The organism is Halobacillus sp. GSS1 (assembly GCF_017307035.1).
GTDB lineage: Bacteria > Bacillota > Bacilli > Bacillales > Halobacillaceae > Halobacillus > Halobacillus litoralis.
Genome location: NZ_JAFLHE010000005.1, coordinates 133,123 through 155,968, shown reverse-complemented (window position 1 = coordinate 155,968; position 22,846 = coordinate 133,123). Strand labels below are relative to the sequence as shown.

20 protein-coding genes are annotated in these 22,846 nt (G+C 42.7%); 18 read left to right on the top strand and 2 right to left on the bottom strand.

The genetic code is table 11. The features are described 5' to 3' along the window. Window positions 1–8 precede the first annotated feature (8 nt). A complete protein-coding gene (locus J0K78_RS12415) occupies window positions 9–1,091 on the top strand; it encodes a glycosyltransferase (protein WP_206947372.1) in 1,083 nt (360 codons plus the stop codon). Window positions 1,092–1,326: 235 nt separating this feature from the next. Here J0K78_RS12415 and J0K78_RS12410 read toward each other — a convergent pair whose 3' ends face one another. Beyond that, window positions 1,327–2,025, bottom strand: coding sequence for a nuclease-related domain-containing protein (locus J0K78_RS12410; RefSeq protein WP_242517858.1), 699 nt, complete (start codon window positions 2,023–2,025; stop codon window positions 1,327–1,329). Between the two features lie 357 nt (window positions 2,026–2,382). On the opposite strand from J0K78_RS12410, the gene J0K78_RS12405 reads away from it, so the two are divergent. The 8 genes from J0K78_RS12405 (at window position 2,383) to J0K78_RS12370 (ending at window position 12,095) form a co-directional block, all read left to right on the top strand. Continuing rightward, entirely contained in the window at window positions 2,383–3,990 is a 1,608-nt protein-coding gene (locus J0K78_RS12405) for an ATP-binding protein (protein WP_206947370.1), read from the top strand. Beyond that, entirely contained in the window at window positions 3,971–4,648 is a 678-nt protein-coding gene (locus J0K78_RS12400) for a response regulator (RefSeq protein ID WP_206947369.1), read from the top strand. Before J0K78_RS12405 ends, J0K78_RS12400 begins: the two co-directional genes overlap by 20 nt. Window positions 4,649–4,937: 289 nt before the next feature. Then, a complete protein-coding gene (locus tag J0K78_RS12395) occupies window positions 4,938–5,945 on the top strand; it encodes a tripartite tricarboxylate transporter substrate binding protein (protein ID WP_206947368.1) in 1,008 nt (335 codons plus the stop codon). 49 nt (window positions 5,946–5,994) lie between these two features. Beyond that, window positions 5,995–6,459, top strand: a complete 465-nt coding sequence (locus J0K78_RS12390; protein WP_370551120.1) for a tripartite tricarboxylate transporter TctB family protein — start codon at window positions 5,995–5,997, stop codon at window positions 6,457–6,459. Between the two features lie 16 nt (window positions 6,460–6,475). Further along, on the top strand, window positions 6,476–7,993 hold the full coding sequence (locus J0K78_RS12385) for a tripartite tricarboxylate transporter permease (protein WP_206947366.1): 1,518 nt from the start codon (window positions 6,476–6,478) through the stop codon (window positions 7,991–7,993). A gap of 488 nt (window positions 7,994–8,481) precedes the next feature. After that, window positions 8,482–9,927 (top strand): glucose-6-phosphate dehydrogenase, encoded by a 1,446-nt coding sequence (gene zwf / locus J0K78_RS12380; protein ID WP_206947447.1) that lies wholly within the window; start codon window positions 8,482–8,484, stop codon window positions 9,925–9,927. Window positions 9,928–9,967: 40 nt separating this feature from the next. Continuing rightward, window positions 9,968–11,380 carry an NADP-dependent phosphogluconate dehydrogenase gene (gndA, locus tag J0K78_RS12375; RefSeq protein WP_206947365.1) on the top strand — a complete coding sequence of 471 codons (1,413 nt, stop codon included), beginning with the start codon at window positions 9,968–9,970 and terminating at the stop codon, window positions 11,378–11,380. 265 nt (window positions 11,381–11,645) lie between these two features. Further along, window positions 11,646–12,095, top strand: a complete 450-nt coding sequence (locus J0K78_RS12370; RefSeq protein WP_206947364.1) for an RDD family protein — start codon at window positions 11,646–11,648, stop codon at window positions 12,093–12,095. A gap of 56 nt (window positions 12,096–12,151) precedes the next feature. On the opposite strand, the gene J0K78_RS12365 is transcribed toward J0K78_RS12370, so the two are convergent. Then, a complete protein-coding gene (locus J0K78_RS12365; RefSeq protein WP_206947363.1) occupies window positions 12,152–14,155 on the bottom strand; it encodes an InlB B-repeat-containing protein in 2,004 nt (667 codons plus the stop codon). Window positions 14,156–14,422: 267 nt separating this feature from the next. Between J0K78_RS12365 and J0K78_RS12360 the strand changes: the two genes are divergently transcribed. The 9 genes from J0K78_RS12360 to J0K78_RS12320 all read left to right on the top strand — a co-directional run bounded on the left by J0K78_RS12360 (window position 14,423) and on the right by J0K78_RS12320 (window position 22,840). Further along, window positions 14,423–15,184: a YveK family protein gene (locus J0K78_RS12360; protein ID WP_206947362.1), complete on the top strand. Its 762-nt coding sequence runs from the start codon at window positions 14,423–14,425 to the stop codon at window positions 15,182–15,184. Further along, window positions 15,174–15,872 carry a CpsD/CapB family tyrosine-protein kinase gene (locus J0K78_RS12355; protein ID WP_305037806.1) on the top strand — a complete coding sequence of 233 codons (699 nt, stop codon included), beginning with the start codon at window positions 15,174–15,176 and terminating at the stop codon, window positions 15,870–15,872. The genes J0K78_RS12360 and J0K78_RS12355 overlap by 11 nt, the downstream gene beginning before the upstream one ends. A gap of 190 nt (window positions 15,873–16,062) precedes the next feature. Beyond that, window positions 16,063–16,830, top strand: a complete 768-nt coding sequence (locus J0K78_RS12350; RefSeq protein ID WP_206947361.1) for a tyrosine-protein phosphatase — start codon at window positions 16,063–16,065, stop codon at window positions 16,828–16,830. A gap of 220 nt (window positions 16,831–17,050) precedes the next feature. Beyond that, the gene (locus J0K78_RS12345) at window positions 17,051–17,206 is read left to right on the top strand and encodes a hypothetical protein (RefSeq protein ID WP_206947360.1); all 156 of its coding nucleotides are present in this window, start codon (window positions 17,051–17,053) and stop codon (window positions 17,204–17,206) included. Continuing rightward, window positions 17,190–19,055: a polysaccharide biosynthesis protein gene (locus tag J0K78_RS12340; protein ID WP_370551119.1), complete on the top strand. Its 1,866-nt coding sequence runs from the start codon at window positions 17,190–17,192 to the stop codon at window positions 19,053–19,055. Before J0K78_RS12345 ends, J0K78_RS12340 begins: the two co-directional genes overlap by 17 nt. Before the next feature lie 104 nt (window positions 19,056–19,159). Then, window positions 19,160–20,275 (top strand): DegT/DnrJ/EryC1/StrS family aminotransferase, encoded by a 1,116-nt coding sequence (locus J0K78_RS12335; protein WP_206947359.1) that lies wholly within the window; start codon window positions 19,160–19,162, stop codon window positions 20,273–20,275. Beyond that, window positions 20,275–20,922, top strand: a complete 648-nt coding sequence (locus J0K78_RS12330; RefSeq protein ID WP_206947358.1) for a sugar transferase — start codon at window positions 20,275–20,277, stop codon at window positions 20,920–20,922. Before J0K78_RS12335 ends, J0K78_RS12330 begins: the two co-directional genes overlap by 1 nt. Beyond that, window positions 20,915–21,532 (top strand): acetyltransferase, encoded by a 618-nt coding sequence (locus J0K78_RS12325; RefSeq protein WP_206947357.1) that lies wholly within the window; start codon window positions 20,915–20,917, stop codon window positions 21,530–21,532. The genes J0K78_RS12330 and J0K78_RS12325 overlap by 8 nt, the downstream gene beginning before the upstream one ends. A gap of 45 nt (window positions 21,533–21,577) precedes the next feature. Next, entirely contained in the window at window positions 21,578–22,840 is a 1,263-nt protein-coding gene (locus J0K78_RS12320) for a glycosyltransferase family 4 protein (RefSeq protein ID WP_206947356.1), read from the top strand. Window positions 22,841–22,846 lie beyond the last annotated feature (6 nt).

The window sequence follows — 22,846 nt, the reverse complement described above, 5'->3', positions numbered from 1 at the left end:
GGAGGAAGATGAGTAAACGCGTGCTGGTCATCAGTAACATGTATCCAAGCCGGAGAACACCGACCTACGGCATTTTCGTGAAGAACCAGGTCGAGGCTCTAAGACAGAAAGGCCTTCACATCGATACCGCTGTGAATAAAGACAACCGTTCAGGCAAGCTGAACCTTTTAAGAAAATACGGTTTATGGTTTGTGAAGATCCTGTTCGCTCTCCTTACGAAAGGAAAGCAATATGACGTCGTTCATGCGCATTATATTTTTCCTAGTGGTCTTCCAGCTCTCTTGTTCAAAAAGTTGTTCGGAACCAAGCTGATCGTCACTTCCCACGGTGGCGACTTGGACCAAATGGCGAAAAAGGGCGGGCTGATCCGGAAAGCGACAGAAAAAATCCTTCATGAAGCAGACGCTGTGATTGTGGTCGGAGAAGCATTGAAATCTGAAGTCACGGGTGAATTCGGTATTCCGGAAGAAAAAGTGTCGGTCATCAATATGGGAGTCGACCGTAGTGTCTTCCAACCGCGAAATGCCGATGAAGCGAAAAAAGAGTTGCAGCTCTCCACAGAAAAGAAGCACATTCTTTTCGTTGGCAACCATATTAAAGCCAAAGGTCTTCAGGAACTCTTACAAGCATTCCAGGACTTGAATGTAGAGAATGCCGAGCTTCATTTCATTGGCAGTGTGAAAGACGAAAGCTTCCTACATGAGTTGAAGCAGTCCATTCAGCCCGAGTATAAGGAAGCTGTGCATTTCCACGGGACGAAAGATCAAGAACAGCTGGCTAAATGGGTAGCAGCGGCTGACGTTTTCGTCCTTCCTTCTCATATTGAAGGCTTCGGACTCGTCGCTCTTGAGGCGATGTCCTGCCATACACCCGTCGTGGGATCAGACGTTGGTGGTTTGTCCTATCTGCTTAGTGACGGAAGAGGCGTCCTTGTTCAACCAAAGGACACCGATTCATTAAGAGATGGAATTCAGCGTGTTCTCACGGAACCGGGTTTACGAGAGGCATTGATTGAAAAAGGGGAAGCGGCAGCGAAAGAGAATGATAGCAATGTTCTTCTTGAGCGCATTGTTACCCTTTATGAAAAGTAAATGTAAGATAGCTCGTGTAATGACATCAGACAATAATAGTCAAGGGAACACCTTTACAGTTGTACTGACAATTGTGAAGGTGTTTTCTTATGAGAAAAATCTTCTACATTTAGCATCCTTCCATTTATGACAATGAGGATATCTTTATTTATGGATGGGGAAAGGGGGCGGAGCGAAGGGGCCAGTAATTAAAAAAGAGTCCGAAGCGAGGAATATTCGCTGAGGACTCTTTTTGTTATTTTTGATGCTGATAGCAATATACTTTTCCATTGAACTTTTTATTAGATAAGCAAAACGTTTTTACTTTTTCTGACACTTCCTGATTACAGACAACGCATGAGGCTCCGGGTTTTGTTTGTTCTTTTAAAACATCGACATGGTGCTTAAGAGCATCAGAATCAGCAATATGCTGGTTTTTTATGTCTGTATAGATACGGCTGACTTCCTCGACTGACAGGAGAGGTTGATGATGTAAAAGCTTTTGTACGTGGACTTTACGATTAATGAATTCACTTAATTCGATATCATAAACGATGAGCTGGTTACTTTTAATATCACGTAAATCAGTACCAATCTTAAACGTGCACCTTTTCGTGAAGGATACGACTGATATCATACAATGCTCATAATCTTTTCCAATGATTCTGGTAAGCGCTTGTAGATGTCCATAGTTCTGGATGAAGGGATTCAACATTTTGAATTTACCATTCACAGACCATGTCTTTCTATCTTTACCTCCATAAACGGTACCTTGATAGTTTTTTGTTTCAATGACGAAAATGCCATACTCCGTAATAAGTACATGATCAATTTGAGAGTAGCCAGATTTTGATTTCGGATTTTTAATAAGTAAATCATTTAGATGTTTGTACTCTTTAGGCATTTGGTCCAATTGAATACTGATCTTGTATTCTCCAATCTCCCCTTTTCTCATACTCTTAGCATCCCTATCTTTAGAAGATCCGGTACTGGAAGTGTGAGGTTTAGAAGAGGTCTTTTTCTTATCGACTTTTTTTCTCGAAAATAGTTTAGAAAACATGGACTCATCCTTTTTTGCTTTACCTCATATATCGTCATTAATTATGTTCTGTTTAAATAGAGAAGATGAAGGGATGTCCCATTGTGAGTGGATTTTTCACTAAGATTAAAAACATACCCAGGCACCTGGATGTCGTTTCTACATCGGCAAAAGTCATATCATGCCATTTATATAAAATTCAGACTTCGATCATCCGAAGTGTATTCTCCTATGTTACGATAAATAGAGATAACGTTTTCATAGGTGGAGATGATGGTGAAAGTTTCCCTGCGTACAAAAATCATGGTGCTGATTTTATCATTGCTCGTTCTGGTCATCGGGCTATTGGCTGGCGTTTTTGCTTATATGGAAAAGAAGGATGTGGAAGACCAAATGGGGCAGCTCGCCCTTCAAGTCGCGAGTACGGTCTCATTTATGCCTTCCATCAAGGAAGCGTTTGACACAGAGAACCCGTCTGAAGTCATTCAGCCGATTGCTTTGAGTGTGCAGGAAGAGTCCGGGGCTGAATTTGTCGTGATCGGAAATAAGGACAGCATCCGGTATGCCCATCCCGATGAGTGGAAAATAGGCCGGCGGATGGTCGGTGGTGACAATGAGCAGGCCCTGAAGAACGGCGAATATTACATATCGAAAGCAGAGGGGACACTTGGTCCTTCGTTAAGAGGAAAAGCGCCGATCATTGGGGAGAACGGGGATATTATCGGCATCGTTTCGGTAGGTTTCTTGTTAGAGGACGTCCGCTCAATCGTATGGAATAAGCTTGAGAACGTTTTTGGTGTTGCCGTTCTTGTATTAGTGGTCGGGGCTGTCGGAAGCCTTTTATTGGCGCGGAGTATAAGGAAAGATACACTTGGGCTGGAACCTTATGAAATTACCTCCTTTTATCAAACGCGTGAAGCCATTCTTTCTTCTATTAAAGAAGGGATCATATCTATTGATGCCGAAGGCCGGGTGACGATGATCAACCAGTCCGCTATTGAGTTGTTAAACTTATCCGGCGGAGCTGAGGGGCAGTTCATTACGGATGTCTTTCCTAACACAGAAATGCTTAAGGTGTTAGAGACAGGAAAAGCCATCAGAGATGAAGAGATGATTCTGCTGGATAAGGTCGTAATCGTTAATCGAACGCCGATTATCCATGAAGGAGAGGTCGCCGGGGTCGTTTCCAGTTTTCGTGATAAGACAGAAGTGAGGAACATGGTCCAGACGTTATCCGAAGTAAAAAGTCATTCGGAAAGTCTGCGCTCCCAGACCCATGAGCACGCCAACAAAATGTATGTGCTGCTCGGGCTTTTGCAGTTAGGGAAACAGGAAGAAGCAATGGGAATGATTGAAGAAGATTTCCAGATGTCCCAAAAGCATCAAGTTTTGATTTTCGACCGGATTCAAGATGAAACGGTCCAGGCCATTTTGACAGGGAAAATGAGTACGGCTTCTGAGCAGAAAGTGGACTTCATCATTCAGGAAGATTCAGAACTGCAAAGGGTTCCCGGACATATCACAAGGACGGAATTAATCACGATGTTAGGCAACATGATTGATAATGCTTTCGAAGCGGTGAGTGGCCAAAAGGAAAAAAGAGTCGAGTTTTTTGTGACGGATGTGGGACATGACATCGTTTTCGAAGTATCAGATAACGGACCGGGCATTCCTGAAGACGTGTACAAATCTTTATTCGTGCGAGGTTTCTCTACGAAAGAAGGAGATCACCGGGGATACGGTCTTCACAATGTGAGGGAGATTGTCGAGGGTCTCTCTGGAACGATGGAAGTGGACAATAGCGACGAAGATGGGGCTGTGTTCTCGATCTTTTTACCGAAATACACAGGAGGTGGACCGGATGAAAATCATGGTCAGTGAAGATGATTTCAGGGTGGCAGAACTGCATGCACAATTTCTACGAGTGGTGGATGGGGTCGAAGTTGTCGGGAAGGCTTTGAATGGCGAAGAAACTTTAAGGATGCTTGAGGAACAACAGCCGGACCTTCTTCTGTTGGATGTCTATATGCCAGATCAACTCGGTGTCGATCTTCTGCATGACATTCGTTCGATTGCGCCACAAACGGATGTCATCATGATTACGGCGGCGAGAGAAAAAGAAGTCGTGGAAAAGGCGCTGAAGTATGGCGTGTTCGACTATATCATCAAACCGATTACGATGGAGCGTTTCCAGGAAACGATTGAAAACTATCAGGAACGAAAAAAACAGATGGCCCAGATTGAAACCTTTGACCAAGCAGCTGTCGATCAGTTGATCAAACCCTCCAATGAAGCGGCTCCCACTGCTTCTCTATCGGTACCTAAAGGAATCGATCCACTGACGCTTGAGAAGGTAGAACAGATGCTTTCGGGTGCAGGGGAGCATGGATTGACGGCAGAACAGGCAAGCGGGCAGATGGGAGCTTCAAAAACGACTGCTCGCAGGTACTTGGAGTACTTGATCAGCATAGGAAAAGGCAAGGCAGAGATGAACTACGGAAAAGTCGGCCGCCCTCAGAGAAAATACTATAAAGGATAGACCACTGAGAAGACTCGTCGGTATGACGAGTCTTTTTTTGGTTTGAACAGAGGAAAGAAACAGAAGAATGAAAGTCAGAGGATTGTTAGAAACTGTAAGACCTGGTCACCCAAGAATTGGGTGACCAGGTCTTACAGTTTCTTACTTTTTCATCCATAGTAACTCTCGTGAATTTTATTTGGTTAATTGATTTTATGCTTTTAATTTTGATTATTTTGAAAACGGTTACATTTCAGGTTTTATCTTATAAACTATCATCAAATAGCAAGAAGAGAGGGGATTCATACTTATGAAAAAGCATTTATGGATGATAGGTAGTTTATTGATTGTTTTGTTCTTAGCTGCTTGTGGCGGCGACTCTTCAGAAACGAGCGGGGATGGCGGCGATGGAGAATGGACGCCAGATAAAAATATTGAGATTGTCGCTCCAGCTGGTGCCGGCGGTGGCTGGGATACGACCGCTCGCTCAGTCGGAAAAATCCTTGAGGAAGAAGAGATCACGGAACAGAACGTCGGTGTCGTCAACAAAGAAGGGGGCGGTGGAGCTGTCGGTTGGTCCTACATCAACAGTACGAACAACCCGCACAACATTTTCGTTTCTTCACCACCATTGATTTTCGTACCATTGAACGGACAGTCGGATCTGTCTCACGAAGACTTTACTCCACTTTCCAACATGATTGCGGACTATGCAGCCTTCGCTGTCGCAGATGATGCGAAGTGGCAGGATTTGAACGAATTATTTGAAGATATGAAAAAAGATCCTTCCAGCGTTACGGTCGTTGGAACGTCTTCTCCTGGTTCCATGGATCACATGCAGTTCGTGACCATCGCTAAAGAAGCGGGTGTCGATATTCAGAAAATCAAATACGTTTCTGCCCAGGATGGCGGAGGGATGACCCAGATCCTGAACGGAAGTGCAGATGTCTATTCTACGGGAATCGCTGAAACTGTCGAACAAGTGAAAGCAGGTAAGGTCCGTGTCCTCGGAATTACAGCAGAAGAACGCTTGGAAGGTGAGGTCCTGGGAGACTTCCCGACAGCGAAAGAGCAGGGCATTGATGCGACATTCGTGAACTGGAGAGGATTCTTCGGACCTGGAGATATGACCGAAGGACAAGTCGCTTATTATGAGGAAAAACTGAAAGAAGTCAGTGATTCAGAAGCCTTTGCTGAGATTCGGACCAATTATGGCTGGGATGAAATGTATATGGATAGTGAAGAGTACAGTCAGTTCCTTGATGAACAAAGGGACCAACTGGGAAGCTTGATGGAAGAGCTTGGGTTGAATCAATAATAGATAGAGAGGGTCTGTATGCAGGCCCTTTTCTATTAGATCGAAGGTGATGATTTTGCTGAAAACGTTGAACCAAAAAGTGAGTATCTTTTTGATTTTGTTCGCTGCTGGTTATCTCTATTTGACCTATAACTTAAAGGAATATCCATACGTCCCGGTCGATTCAGATTTTGTTCCAAAGATCCTTGGCTATTTATTAATCATTTTAGCCGTCTTTTTATTTTTCGATAAATCTTCGGAAACCGAAGAAGAAAAGGAAAAACGTCAGGTACCGAAAAAAGAAATGCTGGTTCTACTCGCGGTCGGTGGGATGATTTTTCTTTACATCTTCTTACTGGAACTCCTCGGTTTTGTTTTGAGTTCCATGCTGTTTATTTTTGCCTGTTCCTGGTTCCTGGGGTATAGAAAACTCGTCACAACCATCCTCGTTGCGGTTCTATTTCCACTGATTATGTACCTTTCGTTCAATTACTTATTACAAATCCGTCTCCCACAAGGAGTTTTACCATTTTAAAAGGAGGTGAGTCACCATGGGTGCAATGGAAGGATTAATGCAGGGAGTTCAGGTCGCGTTCAGCTGGCAGGGGATTTTGTTCGTTCTGATCGGTGTCGTTGCAGGTACGCTCATTGGAATGATGCCGGGTCTTGGTCCGATTAGTGCAATTGCGATCATGATCCCGATCACATATGGGATGGATCCCTCTGTCGCTTTAGTGATGATGGCGGGTGTCTATTACGGAGCGGTATTCGGTGGATCGACGTCTTCGATTCTCTTAAACGCACCAGGGATATCCGGAACAGTTGCCACTTCCTTTGACGGCTATCCGATGGCTCAGCGGGGAGAAGCCGGTAAAGCATTGGCGATAGCGGCTATATCATCCTTTGTCGGAGGAACGGTTTCCGTCGTCTTGCTCATGTTATTCGCTCCCGCCTTATCTGCCGTCGCCGTTTCATTCGGTCCACCTCAATACTTTGCTCTCATGTTCCTGGGTTTGACGGCCATTGCGAGTCTATCGGATGGCTCAACGATTAAAGCATTGATTACAGCTACCGTCGGTTTTATAGTGGCTACCATAGGGATCGACGGGCAGACGGGAACGAGCCGTTTTACGTTCAACAATCCGAACTTATTGGAAGGTATAGATTTTCTAGTCATCGCTCTCGGCCTCTTTGCTCTTGCTGAAATTTGTTTTCTCGTTAAAAAAAGAAAAGATCAATCGCTCCAAAACCAGGGTGACATCGGAAGCTTGAAGCTCAGTAAAGAGGATTTTAAAGAAATGCGTGGCCCGATGAGCAGACAGTCATTCCTCGGTTTCATTCTTGGTGTTCTACCAGGTGCTGGGGCGACAATTGCTTCATTCATCGGTTATATTTCAGAAAAGAAAATCGCCAAGAATCCAAAAGAATTCGGAAAAGGATCCATCAAAGGATTATCGGCTCCAGAAACGGCCAACAATGCAGCGACTAGTGGTGCCTTCGTTCCATTACTCAGCCTTGGTATACCAGGTTCCGGAACGACAGCCGTCATGTTAGGGGCTTTCCTTGTTCTCGGAATTCAACCCGGGCCACTCCTGATGGCCGATCGTCCGGAAGTCTTCTGGGGGATCATCGCGAGTATGTATATCGGAAATATCTTTTTATTGATTCTGAATTTACCACTTATTCCATACATCGCAAAAATATTGAAGATCGCACGCCCGATGCTGATCTCGCTAGTTGCCATCTTCAGTTTGATCGGCGTTTATGCCATCAGCTTCAGTACGTTCGATTTATACTTATTGCTGATCTTTGGTTTTGTTGGTTATCTAATGAGACTATTCAGCTTTCCGGCAGCTCCGTTCATCTTAGCTTTCATTCTCGGTGGCATGATGGAGCAGTCACTAAGACAGTCATTGACAGCTGCCGGTGGAGATATGATGATTCTCATCTCCGATCCGGTATCCATCGGACTTTACATCGTAAGTATTCTATCGTTCGTTGTTCCAATCATTCGTAATCGAAAAAATTCGCAAGCGGACCAAACAGAAGAAGAGTCGAATGCTTCCTGAAAAGGAGTGTTCGGCTTTTTTCTTTTTATCGTAAAGCACAAGACGATAGCCTCTCATAGTAGAGGAAAAACACTCCCTCATTCAGAGTGAAACCGGACTTATAAATCAAATATTTTATGAAATTTTTTTTCAATCTATTGCAAATAAGAGTGAAAACGCTCACACTAAGAGTATAGCCGACATACAAAGCGTCACGTTTCTCACATCACTGAAATTAAGCCTGATGCGGACTATGTGCCTCCTGTTGCCTCTTTAAAAACAGCCGAATTTTCAGTAAAATAATTTTCATGGCGAACCATACATATTAGACATGTTTCATAAATGTCATGGATGAGGTAAACAATAAAATAGTGTTCCTGGCGTAAGCCTGTTCACTTACATATTTGGTACTCATGCTTTATACTAATAAAAGCGCAAAAGTACAGGAGGTAACACGAATCATGGACCAACTCAACACGAAAAGTCATGGAATCGATACCGCAGAAATGATGGACGACATGACCTTTGTTTTATTCGGAGCAAGCGGCGATTTGGCGAAACGTAAAATCTATCCCGCTCTCTATAATTTATATATCGAAGGGAAAATGCCGAATTCCCTTTCCGTTGTAGGCCTTGGACGCAGACAGTATACGCAGGAAGATTTCCACAACATCATTAAAGAGTCTCTGGAATCTTTCTCACGAAGAGATGTAGACGAATCGAACCTGGAAGAGTTCCTTGCTTCTTTCCGTTACTTCATTTTTGATGCGATGAAGGATGAATCGTATCAAGGATTGAAAGCCTTTATTGAAGAAAGAGAAAGCGAGCTTTCCATTCCGGAAAATCGTCTGTTCTATCTTTCGGTTGCACCGAAGTTGATTGAGCCGATCGCGGCCTCTCTTCACGAAAATGGAATCACGGACACGAGCGGCTGGAAGCGTCTGATCGTTGAAAAGCCATTCGGAAGTGACTTGCACTCAGCGCGTCATTTGAATGCAGAGCTGACGAAAGTGTTCCAGGAAGATGAGATTTTCCGTATCGACCACTACCTTGGAAAACCGATGGTGCAGAACCTTGAATCGTTGATTCGCCCGAACCCTATTTTGAAGGCCCTGTGGAATCACGAACAGATTGCGAACGTTCAAATTACAGCGAGTGAGACCGTCGGGGTTGGAACGAGAGCGGGTTATTATGATAAAGCTGGAGCCATTCGTGATATGGTACAGAATCACTTGCTGCAGCTCGTAATGATGACCGCCCTTCACCACCCGGAAAAACTGACGCCGAAACAGATTGAAGAAAAGAAAAAAGCGATCATGGAATCGCTGCGCCCTGTGGAGGAAGATGAAATTTCCAAACATGTCGTGCGTGGGCAGTATGAAGCGGGTGAAATGGACGCGGAACCGATTCCGGGTTACTTAGAAGAAGACGGTGTAGCGGAAAACTCGAACAACGACACGTACTTCGCTGCTCGTTTGTACATCGACAATGATTACTGGAAAGGCATTCCTTTTTACATCCGTACAGGGAAGCGTCTTGAGAAAAAATCGACACGCATCATCATCGAGTTTAAGAACGATGTCGCAACGGATGAAGATGCAGCAGGGGCAGTTTCCAACCTGTTGATGATCGAAATCAATCCGAACGAAAGTGTCGGACTGCGTATCAACTTGAAAGACGATTCGAATGAGAAGTTCGAACCGGCGTACATCAACTTTTCTAAAAACCTGGATGCCCAGCCAGAGGCTTATGAGAACCTCTTGGAAGATGCCATGCAGGGGCACTCCACGTATTTCGCTCACTGGAGCGAGGTGGAGCTATCCTGGAAGTGGGTTCAGCCGATTTTGGAAGCATTCGAAAACGACGCTCTTCCTCTTCACGGCTATCAAGCAGGATCTGAAGGACCGGAAGCAGCTGAGAAGCTCTTGAACGAAGACGGCTATACATGGTGGTAAGAACTTTTTACAGATAGAATGGAAAGGATTTGATCGGAACATGGATAAGCAGAATATTGGAGTCATCGGTTTAGGAGTCATGGGGGCGAATCTTGCCCTGAACATTCAGGATAACGGGTATACCGTGTCTGTTTATGATTACTGGACAGACCGTGTAGACGAACTGGTCGGAAATGATGAGAATACAGGAAATATTTCAGGTGCTTACAGCGCTGTAGAATTCGTCGCTTCTCTTGAAAAACCACGCAAAATTCTGATGATGGTCAAAGCAGGAGACACAACAGATAAAGTCATCGAAAGCCTTGTCCCTCACTTGGAAGAAGGCGACATGCTGATCGACGGTGGTAACACGTACTATGAAGATACAGAACGCCGTGCAGCTTACTTAGAAGAAAAAGGTGTTCACTTCATCGGTACAGGATTCTCCGGTGGTGAAGAAGGTGCCCGTAAAGGACCTTCCATCATGCCAGGTGGACCTAGTGAAGCTTATGAAGAAGTGAAGCCGATCTTTGATGCGATCGCAGCGAACGTTGAAGGTACACCATGTGCCGCCTACATGGGCCGCGGCGGTGCCGGTCACTACGTGAAAATGGTACACAACGGCATCGAGTATGGTGACATGCAGTTGATCTGTGAAGCCTACTTCATCATGAAAAATGTTCTTGGCCTATCTGCACAAGAGCTTCACGAAGTCTTCAAAGAGTGGAACGAAGGCGAACTCGACAGCTACCTGATTGAGATCACTGCCGACATCTTCACAAAAGTAGACGAAGAAACAGGCAAGCCGCTTGTTGAAGTCATCCTTGATACAGCCGGTCAAAAAGGAACAGGAAAATGGACAAGTAAGAGTGCGCTTGATCTTGGTGTTCCCCTTCCAATCATCACAGAATCTGTATTCTCACGCTTCATCTCTGCGATGAAAGAAGAACGCGAGAAAGCGAGCCAATACCTGACTGGTCCGGAAGTTACTTTTGACGGAAACAAAGAAGAAGTGATCGAGTCTCTTCGCAAAGCGTTGTACATGAGTAAAATCTGTTCTTATGCGCAAGGCTTCGCGCAGATGCGTGCACAGTCTGAAGAAAAAGGCTGGGACCTTCAGTACGGCGACATCGCCATGAACTTCCGTGGCGGCTGCATCATCCGTGCCCAGTTCCTGCAGAAGATCAAAGACGCTTACGATAAAGACGAGAACCTGACGAACCTGCTTCTCGATCCTTATTTCCAGGATATCGCGGTTTCTTATCAAAAAGAGCTTCGTGAAACACTCGCTCTTGCGATTCAAAACGGCGTACCGGTACCTGCGTTTTCAAGCGCCCTTGCTTATTACGACAGCTACCGTACTGCGAAGCTTCCAGCAAACCTGCTGCAAGCACAGCGTGACTACTTTGGTGCGCACACGTATCAGCGTGTTGATAAAGAAGGTACGTTCCATACAGATTGGATTAATGGTTAAAAATGATAAGAATGAGCGCAAGCCTATAAAATGGCTTGCGCTCTTTTTAGTAGCACGCATAAGGAGAGTGACGATATAAGAGATTGAAGATCGTGCGCAAGAATATGTGTCTTGGGAAAGAACGGGAGCCAACAGTGACTCGAAGGTCTGGCTTGGACGGTAAAAAACATTCATACATATGGGGCATTATAAAGTGACCGCATCCAAAGGACTACAAATTCCAAAATGTGGTATATAGTACATAACAACGAAAGGAGATGGAAGTATGGACATCAAACAACCTGCAGGATTTTGGGCGCGCTTCGCTGCCCGGTTACTGGATGGCGTTATTTTAGGTGTGATTTTTACTCTGATTACTTACGTCATTTACGGAGAATTCTTAAGACAATCCAATCCTTTGGATACTCTGAGTACGGTATATTTTATTGTTCTTCCCATTGCATGGTACGGGTATACGGTAGGGAAGAAAGCGGCCGGAGTTCGTATCGTGAAGAAGGATGGTTCAGAGGTAGGGATCAAGCAGATGCTGTTGCGGGAGCTCATCGGAGCACTTGTTTATGCTATTACCTTAGGAATTGCGCTTATCGTCAGTGCGTTTATGGTCGGTTTACGTGAGGATAAACGGGCAATTCACGATTTTATTGCGGGTACTTATGTGACACATCAAGCTCCTGAAACATCTTCAAAACAGGTCATGGAAGGTGAGCACGCCTAAATTGAAAAATCGCAAACCCAAAAGGGCTTGCGATTTTTTACGTATTTAAAACATCTTTATTCTTCAGATGCTTTTACAAAAATGGCTGTCACAGACTTATTGCGGTTCATAGTGACGGACATACTGGGGCTCGTTCCGGAAGCATCTCCCGCCCAACGTGCAAATGTCCAACCTTCCGCTGGAACTGCGGTCACCGTGATCGTTTGACCTGCTTGAACCGTCTTGTTCGATACTTGTAAACTTCCTTCTCCCGTTTTTCCTACCGTTATAGAATATGTTTCCGGATCTGGCTCGGGTTCAGGCTCGGGATCTGGTTCAGGAGTCGGCTCAGGTTCTGGTTCAGGATCTGGAGACGATTCTTTTTCGAAGACCGCCCGTACCGAATAGTTGCTATTCATCCTTAAGGTAATGTGCTTGGAAGAGCCACTCACATCACCCTTCCATCCTGCAAAAGTATAACCATCCGCAGGCGTGGCAGATAAGTTGACGAGGGTTCCATCGTCGAAGCGGCTTCCGGATTTATTTTTTTGAACAGAGCCTTGTCCGCTTTTCTGGACGCTCAATAGATAGGTGGCAGCTTCAGAAGGAGATTCCTCTTCCGTTTCCTCTTCTGTTGGTTCTTCATCCTCTTCGTCTTTAACAAAAATCGCACGTAACGACTTTTCCTCATCCATCATCAGTTCAATATCGTGTTGTGAACTCGTAACATCGCCTTCCCAGCCTTCAAACGTCCAGCCTGATTCTGGTCGTGCTCGTAGAGAAATCGTTTCGTTATGAGCAAAAGAGGTAGCAAGGGAATCTCGATAGACTTCTCCTTCTCCAGAAATACTCAGGCGGAGGTCGTGACTACCGGACTCGAAGACAGCAGTTACGTTCAAGTGCCCGTCCATCGTATGCTGAACTGGGTTCTCGCTTCCTTGAAGATCGCCTTCCCATCGGACGAACTCCCAGCCTTCTTCGCCAATCGCTTCTAATTGGATGTCCTCGCCTTCCTCATATTCTTCTTTATCAGGAGATACATCGATACGGCCTTCTCCTTCGACATGGGTCTGAACGTAAGACTCTCCATCACCTTCGACTATGATTTCCCATTCTTGAGTGAAGTCCTCAAAGGAAAGTGTCAAGATATCTTTGCCGGATTCAGCTGCTTCGAGAGTTACTTTTTGATCATCGGTGAATTGTACGGAGACATTCCCTTCTTTCGAATACCATTCGGGATCAAAACTCATGTCCTCTCCTGAAGCATCCTTACCCGTCACCTCAAGGTTCAATGTTTCTCCAATGACGAGCGGTTCCAGATCGCCGGGGGTGAGTTCCACTTCAGAAAGAAGCTGGTCGACGACCTCCATCGTCATGTTCTCTTCAATGGCTTTCCACTCCACTTCGACCGAAGTTTCTCCCAGCTGTTCTCCAGTAAATAACACGGCAGGAGAATCCTCTAACTTTGAGAGTGTTCCTACTGACTCATCTTCTATAACATAATCAGCTTGAAGAGGGACACGGTCACCTTCTTCGTTTTCCCACACCATTGACAATTCCTGATCGAATCCCTTTTGTACCCGGCTTCTTTCCATATGTAAGTAAATCTTGTCCGTCAGCTGCTGGAAAGCATCATTGATTCCTTCTGACCTCGCATAGGACTTTCCTTTTTCCAGCGTTTCGTAGGAATTTTCTACATTTTCAATTTCTAAGAAAAGATCAGATAAGAACAGGTAGAGAGAAGATTCCTCTGGATTTTGATAGATTCCCTGCTGCAAGGTTTTGATCGCTTGTTCTGTCTGCTCAAGCGCTGCATGGGATTGCGCCAATTCTGTTATGGCTGCTGTGTGACCAGCGTCTTTACGGAGCACTTGTTCATAGAGGGGTATGCTTTTTTCGTAGTCTTTCGCTTCATAGGCTTCTTTCGCCTCCGAGTATAAGCTGTTCAGTGTTTTCGCTCCAACGGCTTTCATTGTAAAAAACGTCCCTGCTCCTATAATGGCTAAAGCAAGTACAAATATAGCGATCGCTTTTTTATTCATGGACCACATCCCTTTCTCCTCTTGATTATCATTCATCATTATACAACGTCCCGAGAATGATTTGGGTCGTAATCCATAATTTTCTGTTGAATCTTGTTGGTTAATCCTATTTTTGTAGTTCATTAGAATCAAAAATTCTTAATCCTATTCATAGATTCCAAGATTATCCGATGTTTGTAAAAGGGGAGTATGGAACTGTTTTTTGTAAAGCAATTGAAAAAAATGTCATGTTTCCCCTTAACGAAAGAGAGCATTATGCTATAATGTGCTTATTGTGTAAATTTCGACAAAAATGGAGGTACACCTATGGAAGAAACGATTTCCTTGAAAGAAATTTTTGAGGTCCTTAAGAAACGAATCTGGATGATTATCAGTCTAGCTGTCGGGGCAGCTGCACTTAGTGCACTTATTACATTCTTTGTTCTTACCCCGTCCTATGAAGCATCCTCTCAGTTTATTGTTAATCAGTCCCAGGATCAGTCGCAGAATGCCGCTTATGATATCAACGATATCCGCACAAACGTGGAATTGATCAATACATATAACGTGATCATCAAGAGCCCGCGCATTTTGACCGAAGTCTCTGATGAATTAGGGTTGAATATGACAGCCGGACAGCTGGCTAACAAAATTCAAGTAGGCAATGAGCAGGAATCGCAAGTAGTAAATGTGACAGCTACCGATACGAATCCACAGCGCGCTGTAGACATTGCTAATACCGTTGTCAATGTATTCAAAGGGGAAGTTCCCCAACTGATGAATGGTGTCGACAACATTAATATCTTAACAGAAGCTGAGTTAGGTCCTGATCCAGCACCTGTAAGTCCGAACACTGCACTTAATATTGCAATCGCACTTGTTGTCGGTACAATGATCGGTGTTGGTCTTGCCTTCCTATTGGAATACTTGGACAATACGATCAAGCAAGAAGAAGACATTGAAGAAACCCTTGGCCTTCCAGTTCTGGGCGTTGTCTCTACCATTTCTGAGAAAGATCTCCCGAATAAGAGTCCGGCACGAGGAAGAGCGAAAGTGTCAGAAATCAGAGGTGAATCCGTTGGTACGTAAGAAAAAGAACACCATGAATACAAAAGCCAGAAACTTGATTGCTGAAGACAATCCCAAATCACCAATTGCCGAACAGTATCGAACAATCCGTACAAACTTACAATTCACATCGGTAGACAACGAGTTAGAAACCATGCTCGTGACTTCCGCCGGACCTTCCGAGGGTAAGTCCATGACAACGGCGAATACAGCTGCCGTATTTGCTCAACAACAGAAAAGAACGCTGCTGGTCGATGCAGACATGCGGAAACCGACAGTTCAGTACACGTTCCGTATTCAAAATATGCTGGGTCTGAGTAATTACCTAGCCGGCACACAGCGGGTGAAAGACCTCGTCAACACGACCCACGTGGATTACCTGGATGTCATTACGAGTGGTCCGGTGCCACCGAACCCTTCCGAATTACTGGGCTCTCATAAAATGGAGCAATTCATTAACGAAGCGAAACAACATTACGACATGATCATTTTTGATACCCCGCCGGTTCTAGCTGTGACAGATTCACAGGTGCTATCCAACTACGTCGATGGTGTCCTACTTGTGGTGCGAAGCAAGCAGACGGAAAAAGAAGCTGCTGCGAAAGCGAAAGAGAAGCTGGACCAAGCGAAAGCCAATGTGCTGGGCGTCGTGCTGAACGACCAGGAAGTCACATCTTCAAGCAACTACTATTATTATTACGGTCAATAAGAGAAAGAAGAGTCTACGGACTCTTCTTTTTGACATTTAAAATAATTATCAAATTTGTTACAAATATGAAAATAAACTGTAAAATTTTAAAAAACTAGTAAGCTAGTGTTTAAAAATGTGTCAGATATTGCTATAATCTAGCTTAGTATTTAAAGTTTGTCTGTAAAATAATAGAAAGGGGATGGGTCTTTTGATAGACATTCATAGTCATATCTTGCCTGGTGTCGATGATGGGGCACAAACCATAGAAGAAAGCGTCCAGATGGCTGAAGCCGCGGTCGCTGACGGCATTCGAGCCATCATTGCTACCCCTCATCATAAAAATGGGGCTTACGATAACTATAGGAACGACATCCTCATCCAAGTCAATGAATTGAATCGAACGTTTCAGGAGCGGGGCATTGAACTTGAAGTTCTGCCTGGCCAGGAAACGAGAATCTATGGCGAGATGATTGAAGGCTTGCAACAGGAAGAAGTCTTACCATTGAATCAGGATAGTAATTACGTATTTGTTGAATTTCCATCAGGCAGCGTTCCCCGTTATGCGAATCAACTATTCTTTGATTTGCAGGTAGCCGGGTACTCGCCGATCATTGTTCATCCAGAGCGGAACAAAGCCATCATGGAGAACCCGGACCTTTTATATTCGTTTGTTAAGCATGGAGCCTATGTCCAGCTTACAGCGGCTAGTGTCTGCGGAAAGTTCGGGAAGAAAATCAAAAAGTTTTCGGAACAACTGCTGGAAGCGAACTTGGCGCATCTGATTGCTAGTGATGCTCACAATACGGGTTCAAGAGGTTTCTGTATGACAGAAGCTTACAGTGAAATCAGAGGTACATTCGGTCTCGATTTTGTTTACCTCTTATCAGAGAATGCGGAAGATGTACTGGTTGGAAGAGCCTTGCAGGCAGACCCCCCGCAGCACGTGAAAAAGAAGAAAATATTCGGATTGTTTTAAAAGCAATAAAGAGGTAGTCAAAAGCAAATGTGATTACCTCTTTATATAAATTAATAAGCACCACCATAAGAAAGCGCTTTACTATAATTTATTTACAAAAAATATAAAAAATCTGCAAAATTCTATTACTATTCCCTTTTAAGCATTCATAGATATTGGTACAATGTGGATTGTTACAAAAAAGTTACAAAACGTAAGTAGTATTTAAGGAGATGTATGAATGGAGGAAGAAAAACAATTACCGAAGTCAGCAATTAAAACCATTCGATACATAAAGTATCAGGCACCAGAATGGAAAATTCATTTATTGGAAAAAGAAATACATAAGGCGATTGATCAAAGAAAGAGGAGGGATCTAAGTGACCCACGCATATAAAAAAAGGTTGTTTCTATTGGTTTTCGTTGATTCTATCATCGTTTTCTTTTCTGTTTATATGTCCCACTTTTTTTTGAATCCTTACGTTGCTGTCTTTGACAATGTAATGATCGTACTTTCGGCTACATTACTCATAAGCCACCATCTATTTTCCAGTCTGACGGGTATGTATAAGAAGAAGTGGCGCTACGCAAGTACAGAAGAACTGATCGGCATTTTCGGTGTGGTGACCTTATCGATTATTACTGCTGTACTGATTCAATCCATCGTATTCGGAAACGTTTATGAAAGGGCTTTGACGATCACGTGGATGTTACATATTTTACTTATCGGTGGCGTGCGTTTTGCCTGGCAGTATTATAGAAATTATGGCATGACACTGAAGCCCAAACTGAAAAAAGCAAAAATTAAAGTCAATGACCCTAGCCGACAGCGCACACTCATTGTAGGTGCAGGAGCTGCCGGGCGTATGCTTGCACGACAAATGAAGGACTCCAAGGAATTTAAAGGTGACCTTATCGGATTTGTAGATGACGATTTTACGTTGCACCATTTAACCATCTCGGGACTTCCCGTCCTGGGCAGTACAAAAAATATTGAACAATTAACAGTTAAACACAAAGTGAATCATATCGTCATGGCGATGCCATCTGTTAAGCAAGAGGTTATAAAAGATTTGATTCAAATGTCAAAAAAAACTGTTAAAAATGTCCAAACTTTGCCGATGATTGAAGATATTGCACTAGGTAATGTATCAGTCAATCAAATCCGTGACGTACAGATTGAAGATCTGCTCGGACGTGAGCCTGTAGAACTCGACATCGATTCTATAGAATCCGAAGTTAAAGGACGAACCGTCATGGTCACAGGTGCCGGTGGAAGTATTGGTTCAGAAATCTGCCGCCAACTCGTTAAATTCAGTCCGAAGAGACTTGTTTTACTCGGGCATGGTGAAAACAGTATTTATACCATCCATATGGAACTAAAACAATTCGACATTGAAACAGAACTTGTGACCGTCATTGCGGACGTTCAGGATCGTGAGCGTATATTCCAAGTCGTACAAGATCACACACCGTCTTACATATACCACGCAGCCGCTCATAAACACGTCCCATTAATGGAAGCAAACCCTAAAGAAGCGGTGAAGAACAACATTATCGGAACGAAAAACGTTGCTGAAGCTGCACACCATGCAGGAGTCAAAGCTTTCGTGCTCGTTTCTACAGACAAAGCAGTCAACCCGCCTAACGTAATGGGTTCCACCAAACGGATTGCAGAAATGGTTGTGCAGAACCTTGGCCGACAAAGCCAGACAAAATTTGTAGCGGTCAGGTTTGGTAATGTCCTTGGTAGTCGTGGTAGTGTCATTCCACTATTCAAAAAACAGATTGCTGCAGGGGGACCTGTAACCGTTACTCATCCAGATATGACGAGATACTTTATGACGATTCCAGAAGCCTCAAGGTTAGTTTTACAAGCAGGTGCGCTCGCCCGTGGTGGAGAGGTGTTTGTGCTTGATATGGGTGAGCCGGTCAAGATCGTTGATCTTGCGAAGAATTTGATTCATCTTTCCGGGTTTACGGAAGAGCAGATTCCGATTCAGTTCAGTGGGATTCGCCCTGGGGAGAAGATGTATGAGGAGCTTCTGAGTGATAAGGAAGTGAATAAGAAGCCTGTGTTTCCTAAGATCTTTATAGGGAAGACGGTAGAGTTTGATTACCAGTTTGTAGAGTATTTGGTTGAGCATTATGGGGAGTCTAGTGATGAAGATTTGAAAAAATATACGATTGACTTGGCTAATAATAGACTTCCGTCTAGCGAAAAGGTTGTTGAACAAATTCTATAGTTGACTTGGAAGCGCAGCTTTAATCAAATAGACTAAGTATCTTATACATTAATTGGATATATATAGACATAATAGACAAGTCAGTAGGAAGGAAGTCGTAAACCGTGGGAGAACGTGTATTTCTATCATCCCCTCACATGAGTGATGAGGGTTATGAAAGACAGTACGTACAGGAAGCATTTGACACCAACTGGATTGCACCGTTAGGAAATAATGTAAACCAATTTGAAATAGAATTAGCTGAAAAAGTCGGATCCAAAGCTGCTGCAGCTTTGTCATCCGGAACAGCTGCCATTCATTTGGCATTGAAAGCAGCTAATGTTGAAAAAGGGGATATCGTTTTTTGCCCCACACTAACATTTTCAGCAACTGTCAATCCTATCATCTATCAAAACGCCAGCCCAGTCTTCATAGATAGTAATTATGAAACATGGAATATGTGTCCTGAAGCATTAGAAGAAGCTTTTGAGAAGTACCCTGAAGTGAAAGCTGTAATTGTTGTCCATCTATATGGGTTGTCAGCTGATATGGACAAGATAATGAACGTGTGTAAGAAACATGATGTAATTGTTATTGAAGATGCAGCTGAATCGTTGGGTGGTTATTACAAAGGGCAGCACACAGGAACATTTGGAGACTATGGGATTTTTTCTTTCAATGGAAACAAGATTATTACAACTTCTGGTGGCGGGATGCTTGTATCAAATAATGAGGAGAAGATAGAAAAATCCAGGTTTTGGGCCACGCAATCCCGTGATCAAGCCAGACATTACCAGCATAGTGAATTAGGGTTTAACTATCGTATGAGTAATGTGGTTGCTGGTATTGGAAGAGGGCAGCTAAAGGTGCTGCATGAGAGAGTGGAAAAGAAAAAATATATTTTTGAATTTTATAAGAAGGAACTTGGTGACCTTGAGGGAGTTGAGTTCATGCCTATAAATGAGTGGGATGAACCGAATTACTGGTTGAGTTCTTTGACCCTAAAAAGTAAAGTTAGGCCGCTAGATGTAATGAATGCCCTTGAAAAGGAAAATATTGAATCCAGACCTGTATGGAAACCTATGCACATGCAACCCTATTTTAAGGACTATGACTATATAGGAACGGGAGTATCTGAGGACTTATTCCATAACGGTATTTGCTTACCATCCGACACGAAAATATCTGATGAAGATTTGAATAGAGTTGTAAAAACAGTTAAAGGTTTGTGGGTGAAATAATGGTGTACAAGAAAAAGGGTGTTTATGAAGGTTTTATCAAAAGGGTAGTTGATTTCTCTCTTTCCTCAATTGCTATTATTCTTCTAAGCATCCCTATCATAATTGTGTCGTTTATGGTTAGAAAGAAACTAGGTTCTCCAATTTTGTTTAAACAAGAACGTCCAGGTCTTGATGGAAAGGCTTTTTTTATGTACAAGTTTAGAACAATGACCGATGAAAAAGATGAAAAAGGTGAGCTCCTACCAGATGATGTACGCCTCACTAAATTTGGTGCCTTTTTGCGCTCAACTTCACTGGATGAATTGCCAGAACTTTTTAATATAATAAAAGGCGATATGTCTATAGTTGGTCCGAGGCCTTTATTAATGAAGTACCTCCCATTGTACAATGACCATCAAAAAAGAAGGCATGAGGTTAAACCAGGTCTTACTGGTTTAGCTCAAGTGAGTGGTAGAAATGCGATTAGCTGGCAAGAGAAATTTGATTTGGATGTGCATTATGTAGATAATGTTACATTATTAAAAGATTTTAATATAGTTCTTTCTACGATTAAGAAAGTAGTTGTACGAGAGGGTATAAATTCAGATGCCTCGGCTACTGTTGTGCCGTTTAAAGGAAATGAAGAGGGAAAAAAATCGAATGAGTAATAAATTGATTATTATTGGCGCTAGTGGGCATGGGAAAGTGGTAGCGGATATCGCATTAAAAATGGATAACTGGAATGAAATTGTTTTTCTAGATGATAAAAGCATTAATCAATCACCTTTAGAATTAGATGTTATGGGGAAAGTAGATGACTCACTACATTATATAGATGAATACGAATTTATTGTTGGGATAGGAGATAACAAGTTACGTGAATCAATACAAAGTGACCTGGAAAGTAAAGGAGCGCGCTTGGCTACTTTGGTACATCCTAATGCTATTATTGGATTCGATGTCTATATTGGAAATGGTAGTGTGATCATGGCAGGGGCGATAATTAATCCTAGCTCCAATATCGGTAAGGGGTGTATTGTTAACACGAGTGCTTCAATAGATCATGATAATACACTCTCGAACTATGTCCATATTTCACCAGGTGTACACTTGGCAGGAAATGTAAAAGTAGGAAAGAGTACATGGATAGGGATTGGAAGCGTAGTAAGTAACAACTTATACATAACCACTGATTGTAAGATTGGCGCTGGTGCGGCAGTGATTAAAGAAATTAATACACCTGGTACCTATGTGGGAGTTCCAGCAAGGAAGGTTTAAAAGGATAGTGTGTCTAATTTAAAAGTTTTAATTGAGGTGGGAAATTTGGGGAAGAAGATTTGGATGTGGAACCATTATGCAACGGATATGTATAAGAACCGTGGTGGACGTCACTATTGGTTTGCAAAAAATTTAATTGAACAAGGTTATGAACCTACCATTTTCTGTGCTAACACTTTTCATAATAAAGCAGGTTTTATTGATACAAATAAAAAAAAATTCACTACAGATACCAGAGATAACATTCCATTTGTATTTGTGAAAACCAAAGCTGCGTTAGAGAACGGCCTAGATAGAATAAAAAATATGAGTCTTTTTTTCATTAATTTATTTTCTGCGGCAAAAGAATATGCCAAAGTATATGGGAAACCCGATGTAATAATAGCGTCAAGTGTTCATCCCTTAACTATGATTGCAGGTATACAAATAGCTAAGAAACTAGAAGTACCTTGCATTTGTGAAGTACGTGATCTATGGCCAGAAGCTATTTTTTCGTTTAATAAAGCTAAAGAAAAAAGCTTATTTGGTCGTGTCCTCATTAGAGGTGAACATTGGATATATAAGAATGCTGATGCTCTAATTTTTACAAAAGAAGGGGACACCGATTATATAAAAGAAAAAAAATGGGATACGACCCAAGGAGGGGATATCGAACTCTCTAAATGTCATTATATTAATAATGGCGTAGATTTAAGAGCTTTTGAACAATTAGCTTCTAAAAATGAAGTAAAGGATGAAGATTTAGATTCTAACAAGTTTAATGTAGTGTACGTAGGAGCTATTCGTCCTGTAAATAATGTTGGGAATATTTTAGATGCTGCTAAATTAATCCAAGATAGAGAAGACATACAATTTCTAATATATGGTGATGGTAATCAAAAGCACATGTTGGAGAAAAGAGTACATGAAGAAAATATTTCAAATGTAAAAATAAAGGGTTTCGTAGATAAAAGTTCAATTCCGAACATATTAAGTAAATCTTCAGTAAACCTACTAAATTATTCAAACTCTCAATATAACTGGGCTAGAGGTAATAGCTCTAACAAACTTTTTGAATATATGGCTTCAGGAAAACCTATAATCTCTACAATTCAAATGGGTTATTCCATATTGGAAAAATATCAATGTGGGATAGAATTGGAAAAATGTACACCACAAGATCTAGCTGAATCAGTATTAACAATGAAAAAAATGCCGGAGAAACTCTATAACATTAAATCACAAAATGCGAAGAGTGCTGCAGAAGATTTTGACTTCCGAAAATTAACTAAAGATCTAATTGGTATTATTGAGGAAGTTCAAAAATGATGTGGG

Excerpts from the sequence above, each read along its gene's own strand:
- J0K78_RS12370 (WP_206947364.1), top strand. The coding sequence starts at position 11,646 with ATGGACATCAAACAACCTGCAGGATTTTGGGCGCGCTTCGCTGCCCGG.
- J0K78_RS12400 (WP_206947369.1), top strand. The coding sequence starts at position 3,971 with ATGAAAATCATGGTCAGTGAAGATGATTTCAGGGTGGCAGAACTGCAT.
- zwf (WP_206947447.1), top strand. The coding sequence starts at position 8,482 with ATGGACGACATGACCTTTGTTTTATTCGGAGCAAGCGGCGATTTGGCG.
- J0K78_RS12395 (WP_206947368.1), top strand. The coding sequence starts at position 4,938 with ATGAAAAAGCATTTATGGATGATAGGTAGTTTATTGATTGTTTTGTTC.
- J0K78_RS12415 (WP_206947372.1), top strand. The coding sequence starts at position 9 with ATGAGTAAACGCGTGCTGGTCATCAGTAACATGTATCCAAGCCGGAGA.
- J0K78_RS12390 (WP_370551120.1), top strand. The coding sequence starts at position 5,995 with ATGATTTTGCTGAAAACGTTGAACCAAAAAGTGAGTATCTTTTTGATT.
- J0K78_RS12410 (WP_242517858.1), bottom strand. The coding sequence starts at position 2,025 with ATGAGAAAAGGGGAGATTGGAGAATACAAGATCAGTATTCAATTGGAC.
- J0K78_RS12365 (WP_206947363.1), bottom strand. The coding sequence starts at position 14,155 with ATGATGAATGATAATCAAGAGGAGAAAGGGATGTGGTCCATGAATAAA.
- J0K78_RS12385 (WP_206947366.1), top strand. The coding sequence starts at position 6,476 with ATGGGTGCAATGGAAGGATTAATGCAGGGAGTTCAGGTCGCGTTCAGC.
- J0K78_RS12360 (WP_206947362.1), top strand. The coding sequence starts at position 14,423 with ATGGAAGAAACGATTTCCTTGAAAGAAATTTTTGAGGTCCTTAAGAAA.
- J0K78_RS12345 (WP_206947360.1), top strand. The coding sequence starts at position 17,051 with ATGGAGGAAGAAAAACAATTACCGAAGTCAGCAATTAAAACCATTCGA.
- J0K78_RS12405 (WP_206947370.1), top strand. The coding sequence starts at position 2,383 with ATGGTGAAAGTTTCCCTGCGTACAAAAATCATGGTGCTGATTTTATCA.
- J0K78_RS12325 (WP_206947357.1), top strand. The coding sequence starts at position 20,915 with ATGAGTAATAAATTGATTATTATTGGCGCTAGTGGGCATGGGAAAGTG.
- gndA (WP_206947365.1), top strand. The coding sequence starts at position 9,968 with ATGGATAAGCAGAATATTGGAGTCATCGGTTTAGGAGTCATGGGGGCG.
- J0K78_RS12330 (WP_206947358.1), top strand. The coding sequence starts at position 20,275 with ATGGTGTACAAGAAAAAGGGTGTTTATGAAGGTTTTATCAAAAGGGTA.